This window comes from Nonomuraea sp. KM88 (assembly GCF_052245635.1).
Taxonomy (GTDB): Bacteria; Actinomycetota; Actinomycetes; order Streptosporangiales; family Streptosporangiaceae; genus Nonomuraea.
Genome location: NZ_JBQQCC010000014.1, coordinates 139,349 through 157,569, shown reverse-complemented (window position 1 = coordinate 157,569; position 18,221 = coordinate 139,349). Strand labels below are relative to the sequence as shown.

Below are 18,221 nucleotides of genomic sequence, written 5' to 3'. Positions count from 1 at the left end.
CCGGGGAAACCGCTCAAACGATCATGACGCGGCGCCCGCGGGTGTGACCGGCTTGGCTGTCGATGTGCGCCTGGGGGCCTCGGCCAGGGTGTACGACTTCTCGACCGGGATGTGGAGCCTGCCCCGCGAGATGAGGCCGGCAGCCTCGGCGAGCGCCTCCGGCATGCTCCCGGCCACGCCGGAGAAGCGGACACCGAACTCCGGCGCGGCGAGATCGGCGATGGAGATCACCTTCTGCGGGTCCCCGGTCAGCTCGACGAGCTCGCGGATCACGCCTTCTGCCACAGCACGGCGAACTCGGCATAGGTGCTCGAGCCCTCGCCGAACACGTGGGCGCCGGGCTCGACCCCTTCGACGCCCTCGCCGACCTCGTCCACCACCCCTGCGGCGTCGAGCCCGACTCCGGCGGGCAGCTCGACGGGATGGACCTTCTGGAACTGGCCCTCACGGACCCTCCAGTCGTGCGGGTTCACGCCCGCCGCCCGCACGGCGATGCGTACCTGACCAGGGCCGGCGTGGGGCTCCTCGGCATCGATGAGGTGCAGGACATCAGGGCCGCCGAACTCGGCCGCACGAGCCCCTCATGCCCGCGCTGCGCCGCGAGATCCAGGCCCTCTTGCGCGGCGGACGGGGTCGCCGCGCGGACGTGACCTTCGAGGCGCCGTGACGGGGCTGAGCGCCGCGCCCGATCAGCTCTTCGACGTCGTGGAGCGCCCCGAAGTCCCGTTCTTGTGGGTGCCGGGCCGCGCCCGGCACACGGTCCCGGCGGCGGGCAGCCTTCCCGTCATGAGGTAGGCGTCGACGTGCCGGGTCGCGCAGGCGGACCTTCGGTAGGCGGTGTGGCCGTCGCCGTCGTAGGTCAGCAGGCCGGAGCCCTGGATGCGGGCGGAGAGGCTGCGCGCCCAGCGGAGCGGGGTGGCGGGGTCGTGGGTGTTGCCGACCACCAGGACGGGCGGCAGCCCCTTGATCGGCCGCGCGTGCGGTGCGCGGGCCGGGGCCACCGGCCAGCCCGCGCAGCCCACGGTCATGTCCCAGAACTCCGACGTGCCGCGCATGTGGGGGGCCGCCTTGGCGACCCGCCGCATCCGGTCGCGCACGTCACGGTAGCGGCGGATGCGGGGGTCGACGTCCGTGCAGAGGATCGAGCGGTAGGCGGCCGTGCTCACCGGGTCGTCCAGCGCCTGGGCCCGCATCGACGCGAAGAGCTGGGCGTCCCCCCGCTCGGCCTGCGCGATCGCGGTGGCCAGCCCTCCGGCGAACTCCGGGATGCCGGTGAGGAACGCGTAGGCGGTGTAGCGCAGTTCGCCGGCGGTCAACGGCCGGCCGCCGCGCACCCCGATCGGTTCGCGCTCGGCCCTGGCGACCAGGCTGTCCCACACCTTGCCGGCATCGCGGCCGTGCAGGGCGCACGTCGCGGCGCCCGCGCACCAGGCGGTGAACCGGCCGAAGGAGTCCTCCACCGCCCCGGCCGCGTCGACGACCAGCCTGGACGTGGGGATGCCCTGGTCGACCGCGCCGTCCAGCGCCATCGTGCGCACCCGATCGGGGAACATCCGGGCGTACCGCGCGCCGAGCATGCTGCCGTACGACTTGCCGAAGAAGCTCACCTTCGCCACGCCGAGCGCGGCTCGTACCGCGTCGAAGTCGCGAGCGACGTCGGCGGTGCCGAGGTGGCCGAGCAGAGGGCCGGTGCCCCGGGCACAACTGCGGCCGACGGCCCTGCTGGACGCGACGAGGCGCTCGTAGCCGGTCCGGCTCTTCGGGAACTGGCTGATGGCGGGGTCGTGGACGGGCAGTCCGCACCGCACCGCGGGCGTGCTCGCGCCCACGCCCCGCGGGTCGATGCCGACGATGTCGAAGCGGCGGCGCAACTCGTCGGAGAAGGTGCCGGACGCGTGGTCGCGCACGAGAAGCGCGGCCGGCACGCCCGGGCCACCGGGGTTGTAGAACAGGGTGCCGACCCGGGAGCCGGGGTCGGTGGCCTTTCGGCGTACGACGGCCAGGTCGATCGTCGCTCCCTCGGGGGCGCTCCAGTCGAGCGGCACCTTGATCACGCCGCACTCGGCGCCCGGCCGGTCGGGGCACGTCCTCCACGACAGGCCGCCGGGAGCGGCGGGGGAGGGGCGGGCGCCGGCGGCGGCGGAGGCCCCGCCGACCAGGCCGATCGCCGAGGCGGACGTGACGGCGATGAGCATGCGCAGGAAGTTCACGGGGGAGCATTCTTCGCGGGCCGCCCCGGCCCGGCATCGGCCGTTCGGCCGATCTCCCCTCGGCCGAACGGGCCGTCACGTGCCCTGAATTTGACTGAGCCGCCCGAATGAGCCACGCCAAAACGGGCAGAAGCCGCATCATGCCAGGAAGGGGATGGCTGGCCCGGTGGCCGGTGATGCGCCAGCTCGCCGGCGAGGACGGCAGGAGCGACGCGGCACGCTCGGCCCGCACCGACGCCCTGCGCCCCCGCACCGAGGACGCCGGCACGGTCGCCCGCTCGATCTGCCCCTACTGCGCCGTCGGGTGCGGCCAGCTCGTCTACGTCAAGGACGGTGCGGTCACCCAGATCGAGGGAGATCCCGACTCGCCCATCTCCCGTGGCCGGCTGTGCCCCAAGGGCTCGGCCAGCAAGCAGCTCGTCACCCATCCTGGCCGCCAGACCGAGGTGCTCTACCGCAGGCCGCACGGCACCGCCTGGGAGCGCCTCGACCTGGACACCGCGATGGAGATGATCGCCGACCGGGTGGCGCGCACCCGGCGGGAGACCTGGGAGGAGAGCCACGAGGGCAAGGTCGTGCGCCGCACGCTGGGCATCGCCAGCCTGGGCGGGGCGACGCTCGACGACGAAGAGAACTACCTCATGAAGAAGCTCTACACCGCCCTCGGAGCCATCCAGGTCGAGAACCAGGCCCGCATTTGACACTCCTCCACCGTCCCCGGTCTGGGGACCAGCTTCGGGCGTGGCGGCGCGACCACCTTCCAGCAGGACCTGGCAGGCGCGGACTGCATCGTCATCCAGGGCTCCAACATGGCCGAATGCCACCCCGTCGGTTTCCAGTGGGTGATGGAGGCGAAGGCCCGCGGGGCCAGGGTCTACCACGTCGACCCGCGCTTCACCCGTACGAGCGCGCTGGCCGACCGGCACCTGCCGATCCGCGCGGGCAGCGACATCGTGCTGCTCGGCGCGCTGATCAACCACGTGCTGGAGAACGAGCTGGACTTCCGCGAGTACGTGCTGGCCTACACCAACGCCGCCACGATCGTGTCCGAGGACTTCCGCGACACCGAGGACCTCGACGGCCTGTTCTCCGGCTGGAATCAGGAGACGGCCACGTACGACCCGAGGAGCTGGGCGTACGAGCCCGCGGACGAGCAGCCCCCGGCCGCTCAGGCGGAGGGCGGGCCCGAGGACGCGGAGGCGGCCGGCGCGGACGCCTACGGCGCGGGCGGGCCCGGCGCGCACCCCAGCCCGCACACCGACCCGACGCTCAGCCACCCGCGCTGCGTCTACCAGATCGTGAAACGGCATTTCGCCCGCTACACCCCGGAGCTGGTCGAGCGGCTGTGCGGCATCCCGCGCGACGGTTTCGCCGAGCTGGCCGAGGCGGTGACCGCCAACTCCGGCCGCGAGCGCACCACCGCCTGGGTCTACTCGGTCGGCTGGACCCAGCACACCGTCGGCGCGCAGTACATCCGCACCGCCTCGATCCTGCAGCTCCTCCTCGGCAACATGGGACGGCCCGGCGGCGGCATCCTGGCGCTGCGCGGCCACGCCAGCATCCAGGGCTCGACCGACATTCCGACGTTGTTCAACATCCTGCCCGGCTACCTGGACATGCCGCACGCCGGGCGGCACGGCGGCCTCGACCACTACCTGGAGGTGGAGGGCGGCACGACGGGCTTCTGGGGCAACCGGCGCTCCTACCTGGTGAGCCTGCTCAAGGCGTGGTGGGGCGAGGCCGCCACCGAGGAGAACGACTTCTGCTTCGGCCACCTGCCGCGCATGACCGGCGACCACGGCCACTACACCACCGTGATGGGCCAGATCGACGGCACGGTGAAAGGCTATTTCGTGGTCGGGGAGAACCCCGCCGTCGGCTCCTCCGGCGGCCGGGCCCAGCGCCTCGGCCTGGCCAACCTCGACTGGCTCGTCGTCCGGGACCTGACCCTGGTGGAGACCGCCACGTTCTGGCTGGACGGCCCGGAGCTGGAGACGGGCGAGCTGCGCACCGAGGACATCGGGACCGAGGTGTTCTTCCTGCCCGCCGCGAGCCACGTGGAGAAGGAGGGCACGTTCACCAACACCCAGCGGCTGCTCCAGTGGCGGGAGAAGGCGCTCGACCCGCCCGGCGACTGCCGCAGCGAGCTGTGGTTCTACCACCACCTCGGCAAGCTCCTCAGACAGCGGATGACCGGCGACGAGATCGACCGGCCGGTACGCGAGCTGACCTGGGACTACCCGGAGCACGGCGTGCACCGCGAGCCCTCGGCCGAGGCCGTGCTCCGCGAGATCAACGGGGTCGGCCCCGACGGGCGCGCCCTGTCGACCTCCACCCAGCTCCAGCCCGACGGCTCCACGCGCTGCGGCTGCTGGATCTACTGCGGCGTGTACGCCGACGAGGTCAACCAGGCCGCCCGCCGCCGCCCCGGCCGGGAGCAGAGCGCCGTGGCGCCCGAATGGGGCTGGGCCTGGCCGGCCAACCGGCGCATCCTCTACAACCGGGCCTCCGCCGACCCCGAGGGCCGCCCGTGGAGCGAGCGCAAGGCGTACGTGTGGTGGGACGCCGAGCGCGGCGAGTGGACCGGGGACGACGTGCCCGACTGCGAGATCGGCAAGCCGCCCGGATACGTGCCGCCCGAAGGCGCCCGCGCCCAGGCCGCGCTCGCCGGGACCGACCCGTTCATCATGCAGTCCGACGGCAAGGGCTGGCTGTACGTGCCGTCCGGACTCGTCGACGGACCGCTGCCCGCCCACTACGAACCCCACGAGTCGCCGGTCGCCAACCCGCTCTACACCCAGCAGGCCAACCCGGCCCGCCGCACCTACCACCGGCCCGAGAGCCCGTACAACGCTCCGGGGGGACGCTTCCCGTACGTGCTGACGACGTACCGGCTGACCGAGCACCACACCGCGGGCGCCATGAGCCGGCCGCTGGCCTACCTCGCCGAGTTGCAGCCCGAGCTGTTCTGCGAGGTGTCCCCGCAGCTCGCCGCTGAGGTGGGACTGGTCAACGGCGGCTGGGCCACGATCGTGACCAGCCGCGCCGTGGTGGAGGCCAGGGTGCTGGTCACCGGGCGGATGCGGCCGCTGCGCGTCGGGGGCGGGATCGTGCACCAGGTCGGGCTGCCGTACCACTGGGGGTGGGGCGGACGCGGCCTGGTCACCGGTGACGTCGCCAACGACCTGATGCCGTTGGTGCTCGACCCGAACGTCTACATCCAGGAGGGCAAGGCCATGACCTGTGACGTGCGGCCGGGCCGCCGGCCGAGGGGCCCGGCGGCGCTGGATCTGCTGGAGAGGTACCGCCATGGCTGAGCGGATGGGGTTCTTCACCGACACGAGCGTCTGCATCGGGTGCAAGGCGTGCGAGGTCGCCTGCAAGGAGTGGAACCAGATCCCCGACGACGGCTTCGTCTTCGAGGCGACCTCCTACGACAACACCGGCATGCTGGGGGCGAACACCTGGCGGCACGTCGCCTTCATCGAGCAGTCACGGCCGGTGCGCGCCGGCGACGAGGAGGGCGTGGACCGGTGGCTGATGTCCTCCGACGTGTGCAAGCACTGCACGCACGCCGCCTGCCTGGACGTCTGCCCGACCGGGGCGCTGTTCAGGACCGAGTTCGACACGGTGGTGGTGCAGGCCGACATCTGCAACGGGTGCGGCTACTGCGTGCCCGCCTGCCCGTACGGCGTGATCGACCGGCGGGAGGACGACGGGCGGGCCTGGAAGTGCACGATGTGCTACGACCGCCAGCTCGGCGGCCTCGAACCGGCCTGCGCCAAGGCGTGCCCCACCGACTCGATCCAGTTCGGGCCGCTCGACGAGTTGCGGGAGCGCGCCGAGGAACGGGTGACCCGGCTGCGCGACGACGGCCACGAGGAGGCCCGCCTGTACGGCGAGAGCCCCGGCGACGGCGTGGGCGGCGCGGGGGCGTTCTTCCTGCTGCTGGACGAGCCCGAGGTGTACGGCCTGCCGCCGGATCCCGTGGTGACCACCCGTGACCTGCCGGCCATGTGGCGCTGGGCGGGCGCGGCCGCGTTGTCGGCGGCGGGCGCCGTGGCCCTCGCCTTCCTCGGGCCGGCGCGCAGGGGGGAGCGGCGGTGACGCGGGAGCGGGCGGTGGTGCCGGAGGCGGAGTTCCGGTCCTACTACGGACGCCCGGTGCTCAAGCCGCCCGTCTGGCACGAGCCCCATATGCCGACATATCTCTATCTGGGAGGGATGTCGGGAGCCTCGTCCACCATCGCCGTCATGGCCCGGCTGACCGGCCGCACCCGACTGGACCGCACCGCCCGCATCGCGGCGGCCGCCGGGGCGTCCCTCGGAGCCGCCCTGCTCGCCGCCGAGCTGGGCAGGCCGGAACGGTTCCTCAACATGTTGCGGATCTTCAAGCCCACCTCCCCGATGAGCGTCGGCTCGTGGATCCTCGCCGCCCAGGGCGGGCTGTCGGCGGTCGCTCTGCCCGGAGTCCTGCCCGGCGCAGTGCCCGGAGTCCTGCCCGGCGTCCTGCCGGCCGCCGGCGACGCGGCGCTGCTGGCCACCGGGGTGACCGGGCCACTGACCGCCACCTACACCGCCGTCCTGGTCGCCGACACCGCCGTACCCGCCTGGCACGAGGCGTACCGGGAGCTGCCGTTCCTGTTCGCGGGCAGCGCCATGGCCGCGGCGGGCGCGGTCGCCATGCTCGGCACGCCCCGGGCCCAGGCCGGCCCGGCCCGTGCCGTGGCCGCGCTCGGAGCGGCCACGGAGACGGTGGCGGGCGCGGTGATGGAACGGCGGCTCGGGTTCGTCGGGGAGCCGTACCGGACGGGCCGGGCCGGCCGGCTCATGCGTGCCGCGCGTGCCCTGACGGTGGGCGGCGGGCTGCTCGCGGTGGTCGCAGGGCGCAGCCGCGCCCTCACCGCCCTGGCCGGGGCCGCCCTCACGGCCGGCTCCCTGTGCACCCGCTTCGGCATCCTGGAAGCGGGCCGCGCCTCGGCCGCCGACCCGAAGTACACCGTCGTCCCCCAACGCCAACGCCTCGACGCGGCCTCGGCACCCGCTCCTGACGGTGGGGCCGTCGCGGGGGACGTCGCCCACCCGTCGACGGCTCCTGGCGGCAGGTCGTGAGGGACGAGACGCGGCGTCGCCGCCCGCGCACGTCCGCCGGCGCTCGTCGAGGACGGCACGCTGCCGGAGGCGTCAGCGCAGGCGGAGGTGAGGGCCGTCCAGGGGGACCAGCTCGCCGATGACCGGCGCGCCCGGGACCTCGCCGGCGACCAGCAGGCCGCCCGACGTCTGGGCGTCGGCCAGCAGCAGGAGCTCGTCCTCGCCGAAGCCGCCGGGGTCGAGCCGGGGCCGTACCCAGTCGAGGTTGCGGCGGGTGCCGCCGCTCACGTAGCCGTCGCGCAGCGCCTGCCGGGCGCCCTCCAGGTAGGGCACCGCCGCCACTTCCACCACCGCCGTCACGCCGCTCGCCCGGCAGAGCTTGTACAGGTGCCCGAGCAGGCCGAATCCGGTCACGTCCGTGGCGCACTCCACCCCGGCGGCCAGCGCGGCCCGCGCCGCGTCGCGGTTCAGCGTGGTCATCGTCTTCACCGCCTGCGCGAACACCTCGCCCGTCGCCTTGTGCCGCGTGTTGAGCACGCCGATGCCGAGCGGCTTGGTCAGCGAGATCGGCAGTCCGGGCCGGGCGGCGTCGATGCGCAGCAGCCGTGCCGGGTCGGCCAGGCCGGTGACCGCCATGCCGTACTTCGGCTCCGGGTCGTCCACGCTGTGGCCGCCGGAGACGTGGCAGCCCGCCTCCCGCGCCACGTCCAGGCCGCCGCGCAGCACCTCCTTCACCAGGTCGAGCGGCAGCCGACCGCGGGGCCAGCCGAGCAGGTTCACCGCGACGAGGGGCTCCCCGCCGACCGCGTACACGTCGGACAGGGCGTTGGCCGCCGCGACGCGCCCCCAGTCGTACGGGTCGTCCACCACGGGCGTGAAGAAGTCGGCGGTGACCACGACCGCCCGGTCACCGCCGATCCCCACCACGGCGGCGTCGTCCCCGTCGTCCAGTCCCACGATCAGCTCGCCGGCCGGTGAGCCGGCCGAGCCGGGACGCGGCGCTTTCAGACCGGCGACGACGGCCTCCAGCTCGCCGGGCGGGATCTTGCAGGCGCAGCCGCCTCCGTGCGCGTACCGCGTCAGCCGGACCGGGCCGTCCTCCACCACGTTCGCCGATGTCATGGCTGTCCTCACTGCAGTTCGCGTGTGCCGCCGGGTCACCTACCCCGCGGTGGGTAGGTTCTCCCCTGGAGGCGTCTGGGCGCCTGGTGGCCCCCGCGGTCTTCAAAACCGACGAGGTCGAGGTCCTCGGCCTGGCGGGTTCGATTCCCGTCCGCCTCCGCTTATGTTCGGGAACATGGACCGTCGCAGGCTGGTGCCGCGCACCGACGCCGTGCTCGCCGACCCGCGCCTGGTGGAGGCGGGCGGGCGGCTCGGCAGGCCGGTGGTCAAGGCGGCGGTGGCGGCTGCCCAGGATCGGGCGCGGCGGGGTGAGATCGGCCCGGGGGACGTGGCCGACGCGGCGGTGGCGGCGCTCCCGGCGCACGCGGCGAGCCTGCGCCCGGTCGTCAACGCCACGGGCGTGCTGATCCACACCAACCTCGGCCGGGCGCCGCTGTCGGCTGCGGCCGTCGCGGCGATGACCGCCGCCGCGGGGCCCGCCGACGTGGAGTTCGACCTGGTGACGGGCGCCAGGGCACGGAGAGGACGGGGCGCGGTCGAGGCGCTCGCCGCGGCCGTGCCCGCCGCGGCGGACGTGCACGTCGTCAACAACAACGCCGCCGCTCTCGTCCTGGTCGCCACCGCGCTCGCCGCCGGGCGGGAGATCCTCATCAGCCGGGGCGAGCTGGTGGAGATCGGTGACGGGTTCCGCATCCCCGACCTGCTCGCCTCCACCGGGGCGCGGCTGCGCGAGGTGGGCACCACCAACCGCACCTCCGCCCGCGACTACGCCGACGCGGTGGGGCCGCTGACGGGGTTCGTGCTCAAGGTCCACCCGTCGAACTTCCGGATCGAGGGCTTCACCGGCGCGGCCGAGGTGCCGGAGCTGACCGGTCTGGGCGTCCCCGTCGTCGTGGACATCGGCTCGGGCCTGCTGGTCCGCGAGCCGCTGCTGCCCGCGGAACCGGACGCCACCACCATGATCGAGTCGGGCGCCGACCTGGTGACGGCCAGCGGTGACAAGCTGCTCGGCGGGCCGCAGGCGGGGCTCCTCCTGGGCCGCGGCGACCTGGTCGAACGTTGCCGCCAGCACCCGCTCGCCCGCGCGCTGCGGGTCGACAAGCTCACGCTCGCCGCGCTGGAGGCGACGCTGCGCGGTCCCGCACCGCCGGTCCGGGAGGCGCTGCACGCCGCCCCGGCGGCGCTGGCCAGGCGCGCCGAGGTCCTGGCGGGCCGGCTGGCGGGCGCCGGGGTCGACGCGTCGAGCGTGCCGAGCACGGCCGCCGTGGGAGGTGGCGGCGCGCCCGGCGTGAGGCTGCCGAGCGCCGCCGTGGGCCTGCCCGAACGGCTCGCCGTACCGCTGCGGACGGGCGATCCGCCGGTCGTCGGGCGGATCGAGCACGCTCGCCTGCTGCTGGACCTGCGCACCGTCCCGCCCGAGCGCGACGACGACGTGGAGCGCGCGGTGCTGGCGGCCGCGGAGGTGCGGGACTGATGCACGTCGTGGCCACCGCGGGGCACGTCGACCACGGCAAGTCCACCCTGGTGCGCGCGCTCACCGGCATGGAGCCCGACCGGCTGGACGAGGAACGCCGGCGCGGCCTGACCATCGAACTCGGCTACGCGTGGACGGAGCTCCCGTCGGGCGGACGGCTCGCGTTCGTGGACGTCCCGGGCCACGAACGGTTCCTCGCCACGATGCTCGCGGGGGTCGGGCCCGTGCCGGCCGTCATGTTCGTGGTGGCGGCCGACGAGGGCTGGATGCCCCAGTCGGAGGAGCACCTGGTGGCCCTGGAGGCCCTCGGCGTACGGCACTGCCTGCTCGTGGTGACCCGGTCCGACCTCGCCGATCCGGCCCCGGTGGTCGCCCAGGCCCTCGCCCGCCTGGACACGGCCGGCCTCGGCGAGGTGGCGGCGGTCGCCGTGAGCGGTCGCACCGGCCAGGGGCTGCCCGAGCTGCGGCGGGCGCTGGACCGGCTCGTGACCGGGCTGCCCCGGCCCGATCCGGCCGCAGCGGTACGGCTCTGGATCGACCGGGCGTTCAGCGTGACCGGCAGCGGAACGGTGATCACCGGCACGCTGCCCGCCGGAACGGTCTCGGTGGGCGACGAACTGCTGCTGGCCGGCGAGCCGGTGCGGGTCAGGGGGCTCGAGTCGCTCAAGGAGCCGCGGGACACGGTGACCGGGGTCGCCAGGGTGGCGGTCAACCTGCGCGGCCATGACGTGCCCGGGCGCGGGCACGCGCTCGTCACGCCGGGCGGCTGGACGGCCACCGACCTGGTGGACGTGCGCGTCACCAGCGTCGGGGGCCACGTGGCAGGACCGCGGCGCGAGGCCGCCGGGTTGCCCCGGCGGTTGACGGTCCACATCGGGTCGGCGGCGGTGGCGGCCGAGGCGCGGCCGCTCGGCGGGCGCGTCGTACGGCTGCGGCTGGCCCGGCCGGTGCCCCTGCACCTCGGCGACGTGCTGCTGCTGCGTGATCCCGGACGCGACCGGTCGGAGATGCGGGTGCTCGCCGGGGCGAGAGTCCTCGACGTGCGCCCGCCCGCCCTGGGCCGCAGGGGCGCCGCCAGGCAGCGCGCGGCCTTCCTGGAGTCGGCCTTCCTGGAATCGGCGCTGCCGGAGCCGGCTCCGTTGCAGCCGGCTCCGTTGCAGCCGGCACTGCCGGAGGCCGTCGCGTCAGGCACGGCGTACGCGCTGCGCCTGCACCGGTTGCTGCGCGCTGCCGACCTGCGTGCCATGGGCGTCGCGCCGGGCACTCCCGGAACGTCAGGGGAGTGGTACGCCGATCCGGGACACTGGAGGGATCTGGGCCGGCGGCTCGTGGAGGCGGTGCGGCACTACGCGGCCGGCCATCCCCTCGATCCCGCCATGCCGATCGAGGCGGCCCGCCACGAGCTGGGCCTGCCCGACCGGCAGCTGGTCGCCACGCTGGTACGGCCGCCGCTCACGCTCGCCGGAGGGCGGATCGTGGCCGGGCCCGCGGGGCTGCCGGAGCAGGTGGCCAGGGCGGTCGAGCAGCTGAGAAGGGACCTGGCGGCGCGGCCCTTCCACGCGCCGGACGCGGGCCGGCTGGCGGAGCTGGGCCTGGGCCCGCGGGAACTGGCCGCGGCCGAACGGGCCGGGAGCCTGCTGCGCGTGGGCGAAGGAGTCGCGCTGTTGCCGGGAGCCGACGCCCGGGCGGCCGAACTGCTGGGCCGGCTGCCGCAGCCGTTCACGGTCAGCCAGGCCAGACACGCCCTCGGCACCACCCGCCGCGTCGCCGTGCCGCTGCTCGAACACCTCGACAGGGCCGGTCTCACCGAACGCGTGGACGAGGTGCGCCGGCGCTGTAGATGATCGCGGCTCAGCGCCCGGCGGGCTCGAACAGCTCGACGAGATTGCCGGCCGGGTCGGCGAGCAGGATCTGGCGCCCGCCCGGCCCCGCGACGACCTCGCCGCGGAAGGACAGCCCGGCGGCGCGCAACCGGTCGATCTCGGCGTCGAGGTCGTGGACGGTGAGATGGATGCGGTTGCGGCCCGGCGCGGCGGATCCCTCGGGCGTGGCCCGGGCGCCGGAGCTCTCCGGCCCGGACAGGAGCAGCCGCAGCGGGCCGCGGACCACGTCGGCGAAGGCGGGCGCGGGGTTGGCGCGCAGGGTGAAGCCGAGGTGGGTGGTGTAGAAGCGCACGGCGGCGGCCACGTCGTCGACGATGTAGCGGACGCCGGCGAGTTCGGCGGGTGGCGTGGTCATGACGTTACCTCCGGGGCGGCGGTGCGGGTGAGAACGGGCAGCAGGAAGCGGATGCGGGTGTCGATCTCCGCCGCCGTGCGCAGGAAGGCGGGGTAGCTCGCCTGGTCGTCGTCGCCCGGCGCGGCCGGGTCGGGGATGCTCCAGTGCGCCGGCCGGGGCCGGCCGCCGAACACGGGATGCATCTCGCGGACCTTGTCGCACAGGCTGATCAGATGATCGAAACGGCGGTGGGCCACGGTGTCGAGATGGCGCGTCCGCCGGTCGGTCAGGTCGACGCCGTACTGCTCGCGCAGGACGCGTACGGCGTTGGGATGCACGCTCGGTTTCGGGTGGCTGCCGGCGCTGGTCACCTCCACGTGCCCGCCGCCGCGGTGGCGCAGCAGCGCGGCGGCGATCGGCGAGCGGGCGCTGTTGCCGGTGCACGCGAACAGCACCCGGGGAGGGCCCGGGACCTCGCCGGATGACGGGGCGGGTGGCGGGGCGGGGTCGAGGCGCAGCGCCGGATGGAGGGCGGCGCCCGCCTCGGCCAGCGCGTGCGCGCAGCGCTCGAGGTCGAGGTGGTAATAGCTGTCGCGGGCGTCGAAGCTGCTGCGACGGGCGGTGACCAGCCCGCTGCCGCGCAGCAGCCGCAGATGGTAGGAGATCAGGTTCTGCGGGTGGCCGAGCAGCTCGACGAGCTCGCGGACCCGGTGGTCGCCGGTGGCCAGCGCGGTCAGCAGGCTCCACCGCAGGGGATGGGCGGCCATGCGCACGAACGCCGGGGCGGTTCGGCCGGTGGGCACCATGCCGCCAGAATACATCAAAAGCATTTGATGGACTCAGCCGAGCAGCGTGCGGGCCAGCCCGACGGCCGCGCCGCCGGCGATCAACCACGCGTTGTTGAGCCTGGTCGTCCAGAGCAGCACCAGGCTGAGCACCGCTATGGCCGCGGTCAGCGGGTCGACGACGGCCGTGCGGGCGAGCTGGTAGGAGACCCCGGCCATGAGCGCCAGCGCCGCGGCGTTCACCCCGTCGAGCAGGGCGGACGCCCACCCGCTCGAGCGCAGCCAGCCGGTGAGCCGGGTGAGCAGGCCGACGAAGACGAACGACGGCAGGAAGATGGCCACGGTGGCCACGAACGCGCCGATCGGCCCGGCGACGACATAGCCCACGAAGGTGGCGGTGGTGAACACCGGCCCGGGGGTGACCTGGCCGATGGAGACCGCGTCGGCGAGCTGCTGCGAGCTGAGCCAGCCGAGCCGCTCGACGAAATCGCCGCGCAGGAAGGCCAGCAGCACGTAGCCGCTGCCGTACAGCACCGAGCCGATCTTCAGCATGGTGAGGAAGAGCTGCGTCAGCTGACCTCCGGTCGGGTCGGGGAAGAGGGGAGATCCGCCGAAGGCGAGCAGCGGCGCGGCGAGCACACCGGGCAGCCGGTTCTGGCCGCCGGGCGGGCGGCGCGGCAGCCGGCGGGGCGGCCGGCGGGGCGGGCGGCGCGGCAGGCGTACGGCGAACGCCAGCAGCGCCCCGGCCGCCAGGATCAGCAGCTCGTTGACCCCCGCCAGGTAGGCGGCCAGCGCGGCGAGAGCCAGGACGCCCAGCCACACGGTCTTGATCACCGTGCGCCACAGGCCGAACAGGGCGTGGGCGATGATGGCGATCACCGCCGGGACGATGCCGTACAGGAGGCCCTCGGCCGCGGGCGTGCTGCCGTAGGTGACGTAAGCCCAGGCCAGGGCGGTGACGATGAGCGCGGCAGGCAGGATGAAGCAGACCCCGGCCGCGACGAGACCGCGCATGCGCGCACGGTCGTGGCCCAGGTGGATGGCCAGCTCGGTGGAGTTGGGCCCCGGGATCAGGTTGGTCGCGCCCATCAGGTCGGCGAAGCGCTCGTCGCTCACCCAGCCGCGGCGGCGCACCAGCTCGTCGCGCATCATCGCGGTGTGCGCGGCCGGGCCGCCGAAGGCGATGGTGCCCAGCTTGAGGAAGAGCAGCGCCACCTCCCGGACCGCGCGCCAGGACGCCCCCGCCCCGCCGGAGCCTCCGGTGACGTGCTCGCTCACCGCCGCGGTCCTTTCCCTGGTGTGGCCGGCTGACCGCGCCGACTCTATCAAATCCATTTGATGTAACGGTATGTCGTGGATCAAGTGCGCTGAGCGCCCCATGGCTTACCAGTTGTACAGTCAGCTGACCATATGGTTACTATGCTGAGCATGCGGTCAGACACGGACGATCTCAAAGCGCGTGCCAGGATCAGGAACGCCGCCCTGGAGCTGTTCGGGGCCGAGGGCGTCAGCGGGGTGAGCCTGCGTGCGGTCGCCGCCCGTGCTGGCGTCTCCCACGCCCTAGTCCTGCACCATTTCGGCAGCAAGGAGGGCCTGCGCAGGGAGTGCGACGCGTACGTGATCTCGCTCGTGCGCGGCGGCCCCGGCGTCGAGGCGCTGGGGGACACGGCGGGATTGGCGGCGATGCTGGAGGCCGCCGGCCCCGTGCGGCGATATCTCGGCCGGGCGTTCCTGGACGGCAGCCCCGAGGCGGCGGCGCTCTACGACGAGATCGTCGAGACCACTGAGCAATGGCTGGAACAGGGCGTGGCGGAGGGGTGGGCACGGCCGAGCCAGGACCCGCGCGCCCGCGCCGCCATCTACGTGACCTGGCTGCTGGCCCCGCTGGCCTTCGGCGAGCACCTGTCGCGGGTGCTCGGCCTTCCGGACCCGCACGACATGGACGCCACGTTGCGCTACTCGCGGGCCGGCATCGAGATCTTCACCGACGGCTTGTTCGCCGACGACCGCGCCCTGACGGCCTGGGAGGCGGTCAGGAAGGAGCGGCGGGCGCGGTGACAGCGCTGCCGCCATGACCGATTTCGCCATCGAGGAGACATGACCATGACCGACATCGCCGGCTTGCTGACCGCCCCCGACAGAGACGCGTTCCTGGCCGACCTGGCCAGACAGGGGCCGGTGTGCCGGGGCACCTACATCGACGGCAGCCCCGTCTGGCTGGTGACCGGCTATCCCGAGAGCGTCGCGGTGCTCACGGATCCGCGGTTCAGCAGCGACGTCACCCGGCAGTCCACGATCGACCTGGCCGCCGTCGCCGGGTTGCCCGGCGACGTCGCCCCCTACCTGCTGCGCACGCTGGGCGTCAACGATCCGCCCGACCACACCAGGCTGCGGCGGCTGGTGTCGCGGGAGTTCACCGCCCGCCGGGTGGAGAGCCTGCGCCCGCGCATCCAGGAGATCGTCGACGCGTTGGTGTCCGGCCTGCCCGAGGAGTTCGACCTCATCGAGCGCTTCGCCTACCCCCTGCCCGTCCAGGTGATCAGCGAGCTGCTCGGCGTGCCGGCGGCGGACCGCGGCACCTGGCGTTCCTGGGCCGCCGATCTCACGGCTCCCGACCTGGAGAAGGTCGCGGCCGGCGCCAGGGGACTGGTCGGACACATGTCCCGGCTGATCGACGCCAAGCGTGCGGATCCCGGCGACGATCTGCTGTCAGGGCTGATCAGGGTCCAGGAGGCCGACGGCGACCGGCTCGCCGACGAGGAACTGATCTCGATGTCGATCAGCATCCTGATGGCCGGGCACGAGACCACCGTCGGCCTCATCAGCCAGAGCGTCTGGCTCCTGCTCACCCGCCGCCTCGACCCCGGTGACATCTCCGACGCCGTCGAGGAGTTCCTGCGCTTCACGGGGAGCGCGGAGATCGCCGTCCTGCGTTACACGCTGGAGCCCGTGGAGATCGGCGGCGTGACCATCCCGCGAGGGGAGGCGGTGCAGGTGGTGTACGCGGCCGCCAACCGCGACCCGCGCCGCTTCGACCAGCCCGGCCGGCTGGACCTGCGCCGCGCCGACAACGCGCATCTCGCCTTCGGCCACGGCATCCACTACTGCCTGGGCGCGGCGCTGGCCCGGTGCGAGACGCAGATCGCCCTCGCGACCCTGCTGGACCGCTTTCCCGGGCTCACCCTGAGCGTGCCCGCCTCGGAGATCGGCTGGCAGCCCGGGATGAAGCGGGCCCTGACCTCCCTGCCGGTCCGTACGACGCCCTGACCGCTCCGCCGGCCGGGGCGGGCACAGGGCTCGTCCAGGCTGGCGGGGGGCGGTCAGGACGGCGGCCAGAGCAGCGGGAGGCGGCGCACTCCCGTCATGGTCGGGGTGGGGATGAACTCCACGGCCTGGTCGGGGTCGGCGCGCAGGGGGTCGAGGCGGTCGAGCAGGATGTCGAGCGCGACCCGTCCTTCCAGCCGGGCCAGCGGCGCGCCGAGGCAGAAGTGGATGCCGCGGCCGAAGGCGAGATGCGGGTTGGGGTCGCGGCCCGGGTCGAAGGCGCCGGGGTCGGGGAACTGCCGCGGATCCCGGTTCGCCGGTCCCAGCCACCCCATCACGAGCTGGTCGGCGGGTATCGTCACGCCGCCCAGCTCGGTCTCGCGCATGGTGGTCCTCGCGAGGGCGGCGAACGGGGTGAAGTAGCGCAGGGACTCCTCGATCACGGCCGGCACGGTGGAGCGGTCGGCCCGGACCCTGTCCTGCTGCTCGGGGAAGGCGTCGAGGCACAGCACCGTGTTGCCGAGCAGCATCGTCGTGGTGATGTGCCCGGCGAGCAGGAGGACGATCGCGAAGTTGACCACCTGGTCGTCGGGCAGCCGTTCGCCGTCCACCTCGGCCTCGACCAGCTTGGTGAGCAGGTCGGCGCGGGGTCGCGCCCTGCGCTCCGCGGCGTGGGCGGCGAGATAGCCGGACATCTCCTTCCACGGCTTCAGCACCGCCTCGGTGTCGCGGTCTTCCGGCTGCTCGGTGAGTGAGAGCTTGTTGTCACGCTCGAACAGCGCATCGGCCCACTGCTTGAACAGGGCGCGGTCGCTGCTGGGCACCCCCAGCAACTCGGCGATGACGATGACGGGAAGGGGGTAGGCCAGGTCGGTCACCAGCTCGAACCGGCCGCGCTCGGCCGCCGCGTCGAGCAGCTCGTGGGTGAGGGCGGCGATCCGCGGTTCGAGATCGGCGACCACCTTCCTGGTGAACGCGCTGCTGACCAGCTTGCGCAGCTTGCCGTGCTCGGGCGGGTCGATCTGGGTGATGAAGCCCTCCATCGAGAACTCCTCCGCCTCCGGCATCAGGTGCTTCGGAATCACGCGCATGGTGTCGGAGGAGAACGTCGCGGGATCGCCCAGGATCTCGTGCACTTCCGGATAGCCGTAGACGTTCCATATCCCGGTGGCCGCGTCGAACTCGACCGGCCGGCCCGATCGCGGGCCGTGCAACCAGAAGTGTTGCGGGGGAATGGCGTACCGCTGGACGATGTCGGCCATCGCCTCTCCTTAGTCGTAGATCCACTTTCGGTAGGGCGCGACCAGTTCCGTGAAGATCGAGATGAACTCGGTCGCCGCCGCGGCGAGCACCTCGCGCGAGGGCTGCTCCGCCGGCTCGAACACCTCGCGTACGGCGAAGGCGAGCGCGTCGGCCCTGCTCTCCTCGTCCAGCGCGGATTCGGAGCTCTCGGAGCCGTCGAGGACGTAGAAGCCCGTCTGTACGGCGGTCATCGTGTACGGCAGGTCGGGCACGTCGGTCCTGAGCAGCGCGTACTTCTCGGCGACCTGGAAGAAGCGCTTGGTCGCGAGGAGGTCGTGGCTGCGCATCGGGTGTTTGGCGAGCTTGCCGAGCAGATCGAGGTCCGTGGTGAGCACCGCGCGCAGGAGCGGCTTGCGGCACATGGCGAGGAAGGACACGCGCGCGAAGCGGTGCGGTTGCACGTTCGCCGGATCCTGGCGCATCAGCGCGGTGAACTCCTCCACGAGCTCGATGGACTCGCGTAACAGCAGGGCGTCGAAAAGCTCGTGCTTGGTGCGCCAGTGCAGGTAGACGGTGCCCTTGCCGACGTCGGCCCGTGCGGCGATGTCGTCGACGGTGACCTTCCGGTAACCGTGCCGGAGCAGCAACTCCCCGGCCGCGTCGAGAATCCGGTCCGCCCGCTCCCGCACCAGAACTCCTTGACTCGATGTGAAATCTGGTCAATAAGTCACACTACGCCGATCGCGGGTGCGGTCAAAGAGGTTGCCGGCGAGAAAAAGGGTGACCTGCGCCACGCGGCCCGGACGTCCGCCGGGCC

Annotated in this window: 15 protein-coding genes, 1 tRNA gene and 1 pseudogene; 9 read left to right on the top strand and 8 right to left on the bottom strand. The window is 73.5% G+C overall.

From position 1 onward, the window contains the following. Positions 1-13 precede the first annotated feature (13 nt). Positions 14-545, bottom strand: a pseudogene (locus ACTWPV_RS34760) (alcohol dehydrogenase catalytic domain-containing protein). Here ACTWPV_RS34760 and ACTWPV_RS34755 point away from each other — a divergent pair. Next, positions 462-650, top strand: a complete 189-nt coding sequence (locus ACTWPV_RS34755) for a hypothetical protein (protein ID WP_443155010.1) — start codon at positions 462-464, stop codon at positions 648-650. The pseudogene ACTWPV_RS34760 and the gene ACTWPV_RS34755 sit on opposite strands and share 84 nt — an antisense overlap. Before the next feature lie 39 nt (positions 651-689). Here ACTWPV_RS34755 and ACTWPV_RS34750 read toward each other — a convergent pair whose 3' ends face one another. Beyond that, on the bottom strand, positions 690-2,210 hold the full coding sequence (locus tag ACTWPV_RS34750) for an alpha/beta hydrolase (RefSeq protein ID WP_443155009.1): 1,521 nt from the start codon (positions 2,208-2,210) through the stop codon (positions 690-692). 140 nt (positions 2,211-2,350) lie between these two features. Here ACTWPV_RS34750 and fdh point away from each other — a divergent pair, with 140 nt between their 5' ends. The 3 genes from fdh to nrfD are packed head-to-tail and all read left to right on the top strand — an operon-like array spanning position 2,351 to position 7,321. Continuing rightward, positions 2,351-5,527: a formate dehydrogenase gene (gene fdh / locus ACTWPV_RS34745; RefSeq protein ID WP_443155008.1), complete on the top strand. Its 3,177-nt coding sequence runs from the start codon at positions 2,351-2,353 to the stop codon at positions 5,525-5,527. Then, positions 5,520-6,317 (top strand): 4Fe-4S dicluster domain-containing protein, encoded by a 798-nt coding sequence (locus ACTWPV_RS34740; RefSeq protein WP_347647395.1) that lies wholly within the window; start codon positions 5,520-5,522, stop codon positions 6,315-6,317. The genes fdh and ACTWPV_RS34740 overlap by 8 nt, the downstream gene beginning before the upstream one ends. Beyond that, positions 6,314-7,321 (top strand): NrfD/PsrC family molybdoenzyme membrane anchor subunit, encoded by a 1,008-nt coding sequence (gene nrfD / locus ACTWPV_RS34735; RefSeq protein ID WP_443155007.1) that lies wholly within the window; start codon positions 6,314-6,316, stop codon positions 7,319-7,321. The genes ACTWPV_RS34740 and nrfD overlap by 4 nt, the downstream gene beginning before the upstream one ends. Positions 7,322-7,393: 72 nt before the next feature. Here nrfD and selD read toward each other — a convergent pair whose 3' ends face one another. Then, complete coding sequence (gene selD / locus ACTWPV_RS34730; RefSeq protein ID WP_443155006.1) at positions 7,394-8,422, bottom strand: selenide, water dikinase SelD; 1,029 nt, start codon at positions 8,420-8,422, stop codon at positions 7,394-7,396. A gap of 67 nt (positions 8,423-8,489) precedes the next feature. Between selD and ACTWPV_RS34725 the strand changes: the two genes are divergently transcribed. The 3 genes from ACTWPV_RS34725 (at position 8,490) to selB (ending at position 11,740) form a co-directional block, all read left to right on the top strand. Next, positions 8,490-8,583: transfer RNA gene (locus ACTWPV_RS34725), tRNA-Sec, on the top strand. A gap of 14 nt (positions 8,584-8,597) precedes the next feature. Next, a complete protein-coding gene (selA, locus tag ACTWPV_RS34720) occupies positions 8,598-9,896 on the top strand; it encodes an L-seryl-tRNA(Sec) selenium transferase (RefSeq protein ID WP_443155005.1) in 1,299 nt (432 codons plus the stop codon). Beyond that, the gene (gene selB / locus ACTWPV_RS34715; RefSeq protein WP_443155004.1) at positions 9,896-11,740 is read left to right on the top strand and encodes a selenocysteine-specific translation elongation factor; all 1,845 of its coding nucleotides are present in this window, start codon (positions 9,896-9,898) and stop codon (positions 11,738-11,740) included. The genes selA and selB overlap by 1 nt, the downstream gene beginning before the upstream one ends. A 7-nt stretch (positions 11,741-11,747) precedes the next feature. On the opposite strand, the gene ACTWPV_RS34710 is transcribed toward selB, so the two are convergent. The 3 genes from ACTWPV_RS34710 to chrA are packed head-to-tail and all read right to left on the bottom strand — an operon-like array spanning position 11,748 to position 14,176. Further along, positions 11,748-12,134, bottom strand: coding sequence for a VOC family protein (locus ACTWPV_RS34710; RefSeq protein WP_347775189.1), 387 nt, complete (start codon positions 12,132-12,134; stop codon positions 11,748-11,750). Beyond that, positions 12,131-12,919 (bottom strand): arsenate reductase/protein-tyrosine-phosphatase family protein, encoded by a 789-nt coding sequence (locus tag ACTWPV_RS34705; RefSeq protein ID WP_443155003.1) that lies wholly within the window; start codon positions 12,917-12,919, stop codon positions 12,131-12,133. The genes ACTWPV_RS34710 and ACTWPV_RS34705 overlap by 4 nt, the downstream gene beginning before the upstream one ends. Positions 12,920-12,952: 33 nt before the next feature. Then, entirely contained in the window at positions 12,953-14,176 is a 1,224-nt protein-coding gene (chrA, locus tag ACTWPV_RS34700) for a chromate efflux transporter (RefSeq protein WP_443155002.1), read from the bottom strand. Positions 14,177-14,326: 150 nt separating this feature from the next. Here chrA and ACTWPV_RS34695 point away from each other — a divergent pair, with 150 nt between their 5' ends. Both ACTWPV_RS34695 and ACTWPV_RS34690 read left to right on the top strand, forming a co-directional pair. Then, positions 14,327-14,956, top strand: a complete 630-nt coding sequence (locus ACTWPV_RS34695) for a TetR/AcrR family transcriptional regulator (protein ID WP_443155001.1) — start codon at positions 14,327-14,329, stop codon at positions 14,954-14,956. A 39-nt stretch (positions 14,957-14,995) separates the two neighbouring features. After that, positions 14,996-16,165, top strand: a complete 1,170-nt coding sequence (locus ACTWPV_RS34690; RefSeq protein WP_443155000.1) for a cytochrome P450 family protein — start codon at positions 14,996-14,998, stop codon at positions 16,163-16,165. Between the two features lie 53 nt (positions 16,166-16,218). Here the strand turns inward: ACTWPV_RS34690 and ACTWPV_RS34685 are convergent, their stop codons facing one another. Both ACTWPV_RS34685 and ACTWPV_RS34680 read right to left on the bottom strand, forming a co-directional pair. Continuing rightward, the gene (locus ACTWPV_RS34685) at positions 16,219-17,424 is read right to left on the bottom strand and encodes a cytochrome P450 (RefSeq protein ID WP_443154999.1); all 1,206 of its coding nucleotides are present in this window, start codon (positions 17,422-17,424) and stop codon (positions 16,219-16,221) included. Between the two features lie 9 nt (positions 17,425-17,433). Next, entirely contained in the window at positions 17,434-18,093 is a 660-nt protein-coding gene (locus ACTWPV_RS34680; RefSeq protein ID WP_443154998.1) for a TetR/AcrR family transcriptional regulator, read from the bottom strand. Positions 18,094-18,221: the final 128 nt, after the last annotated feature.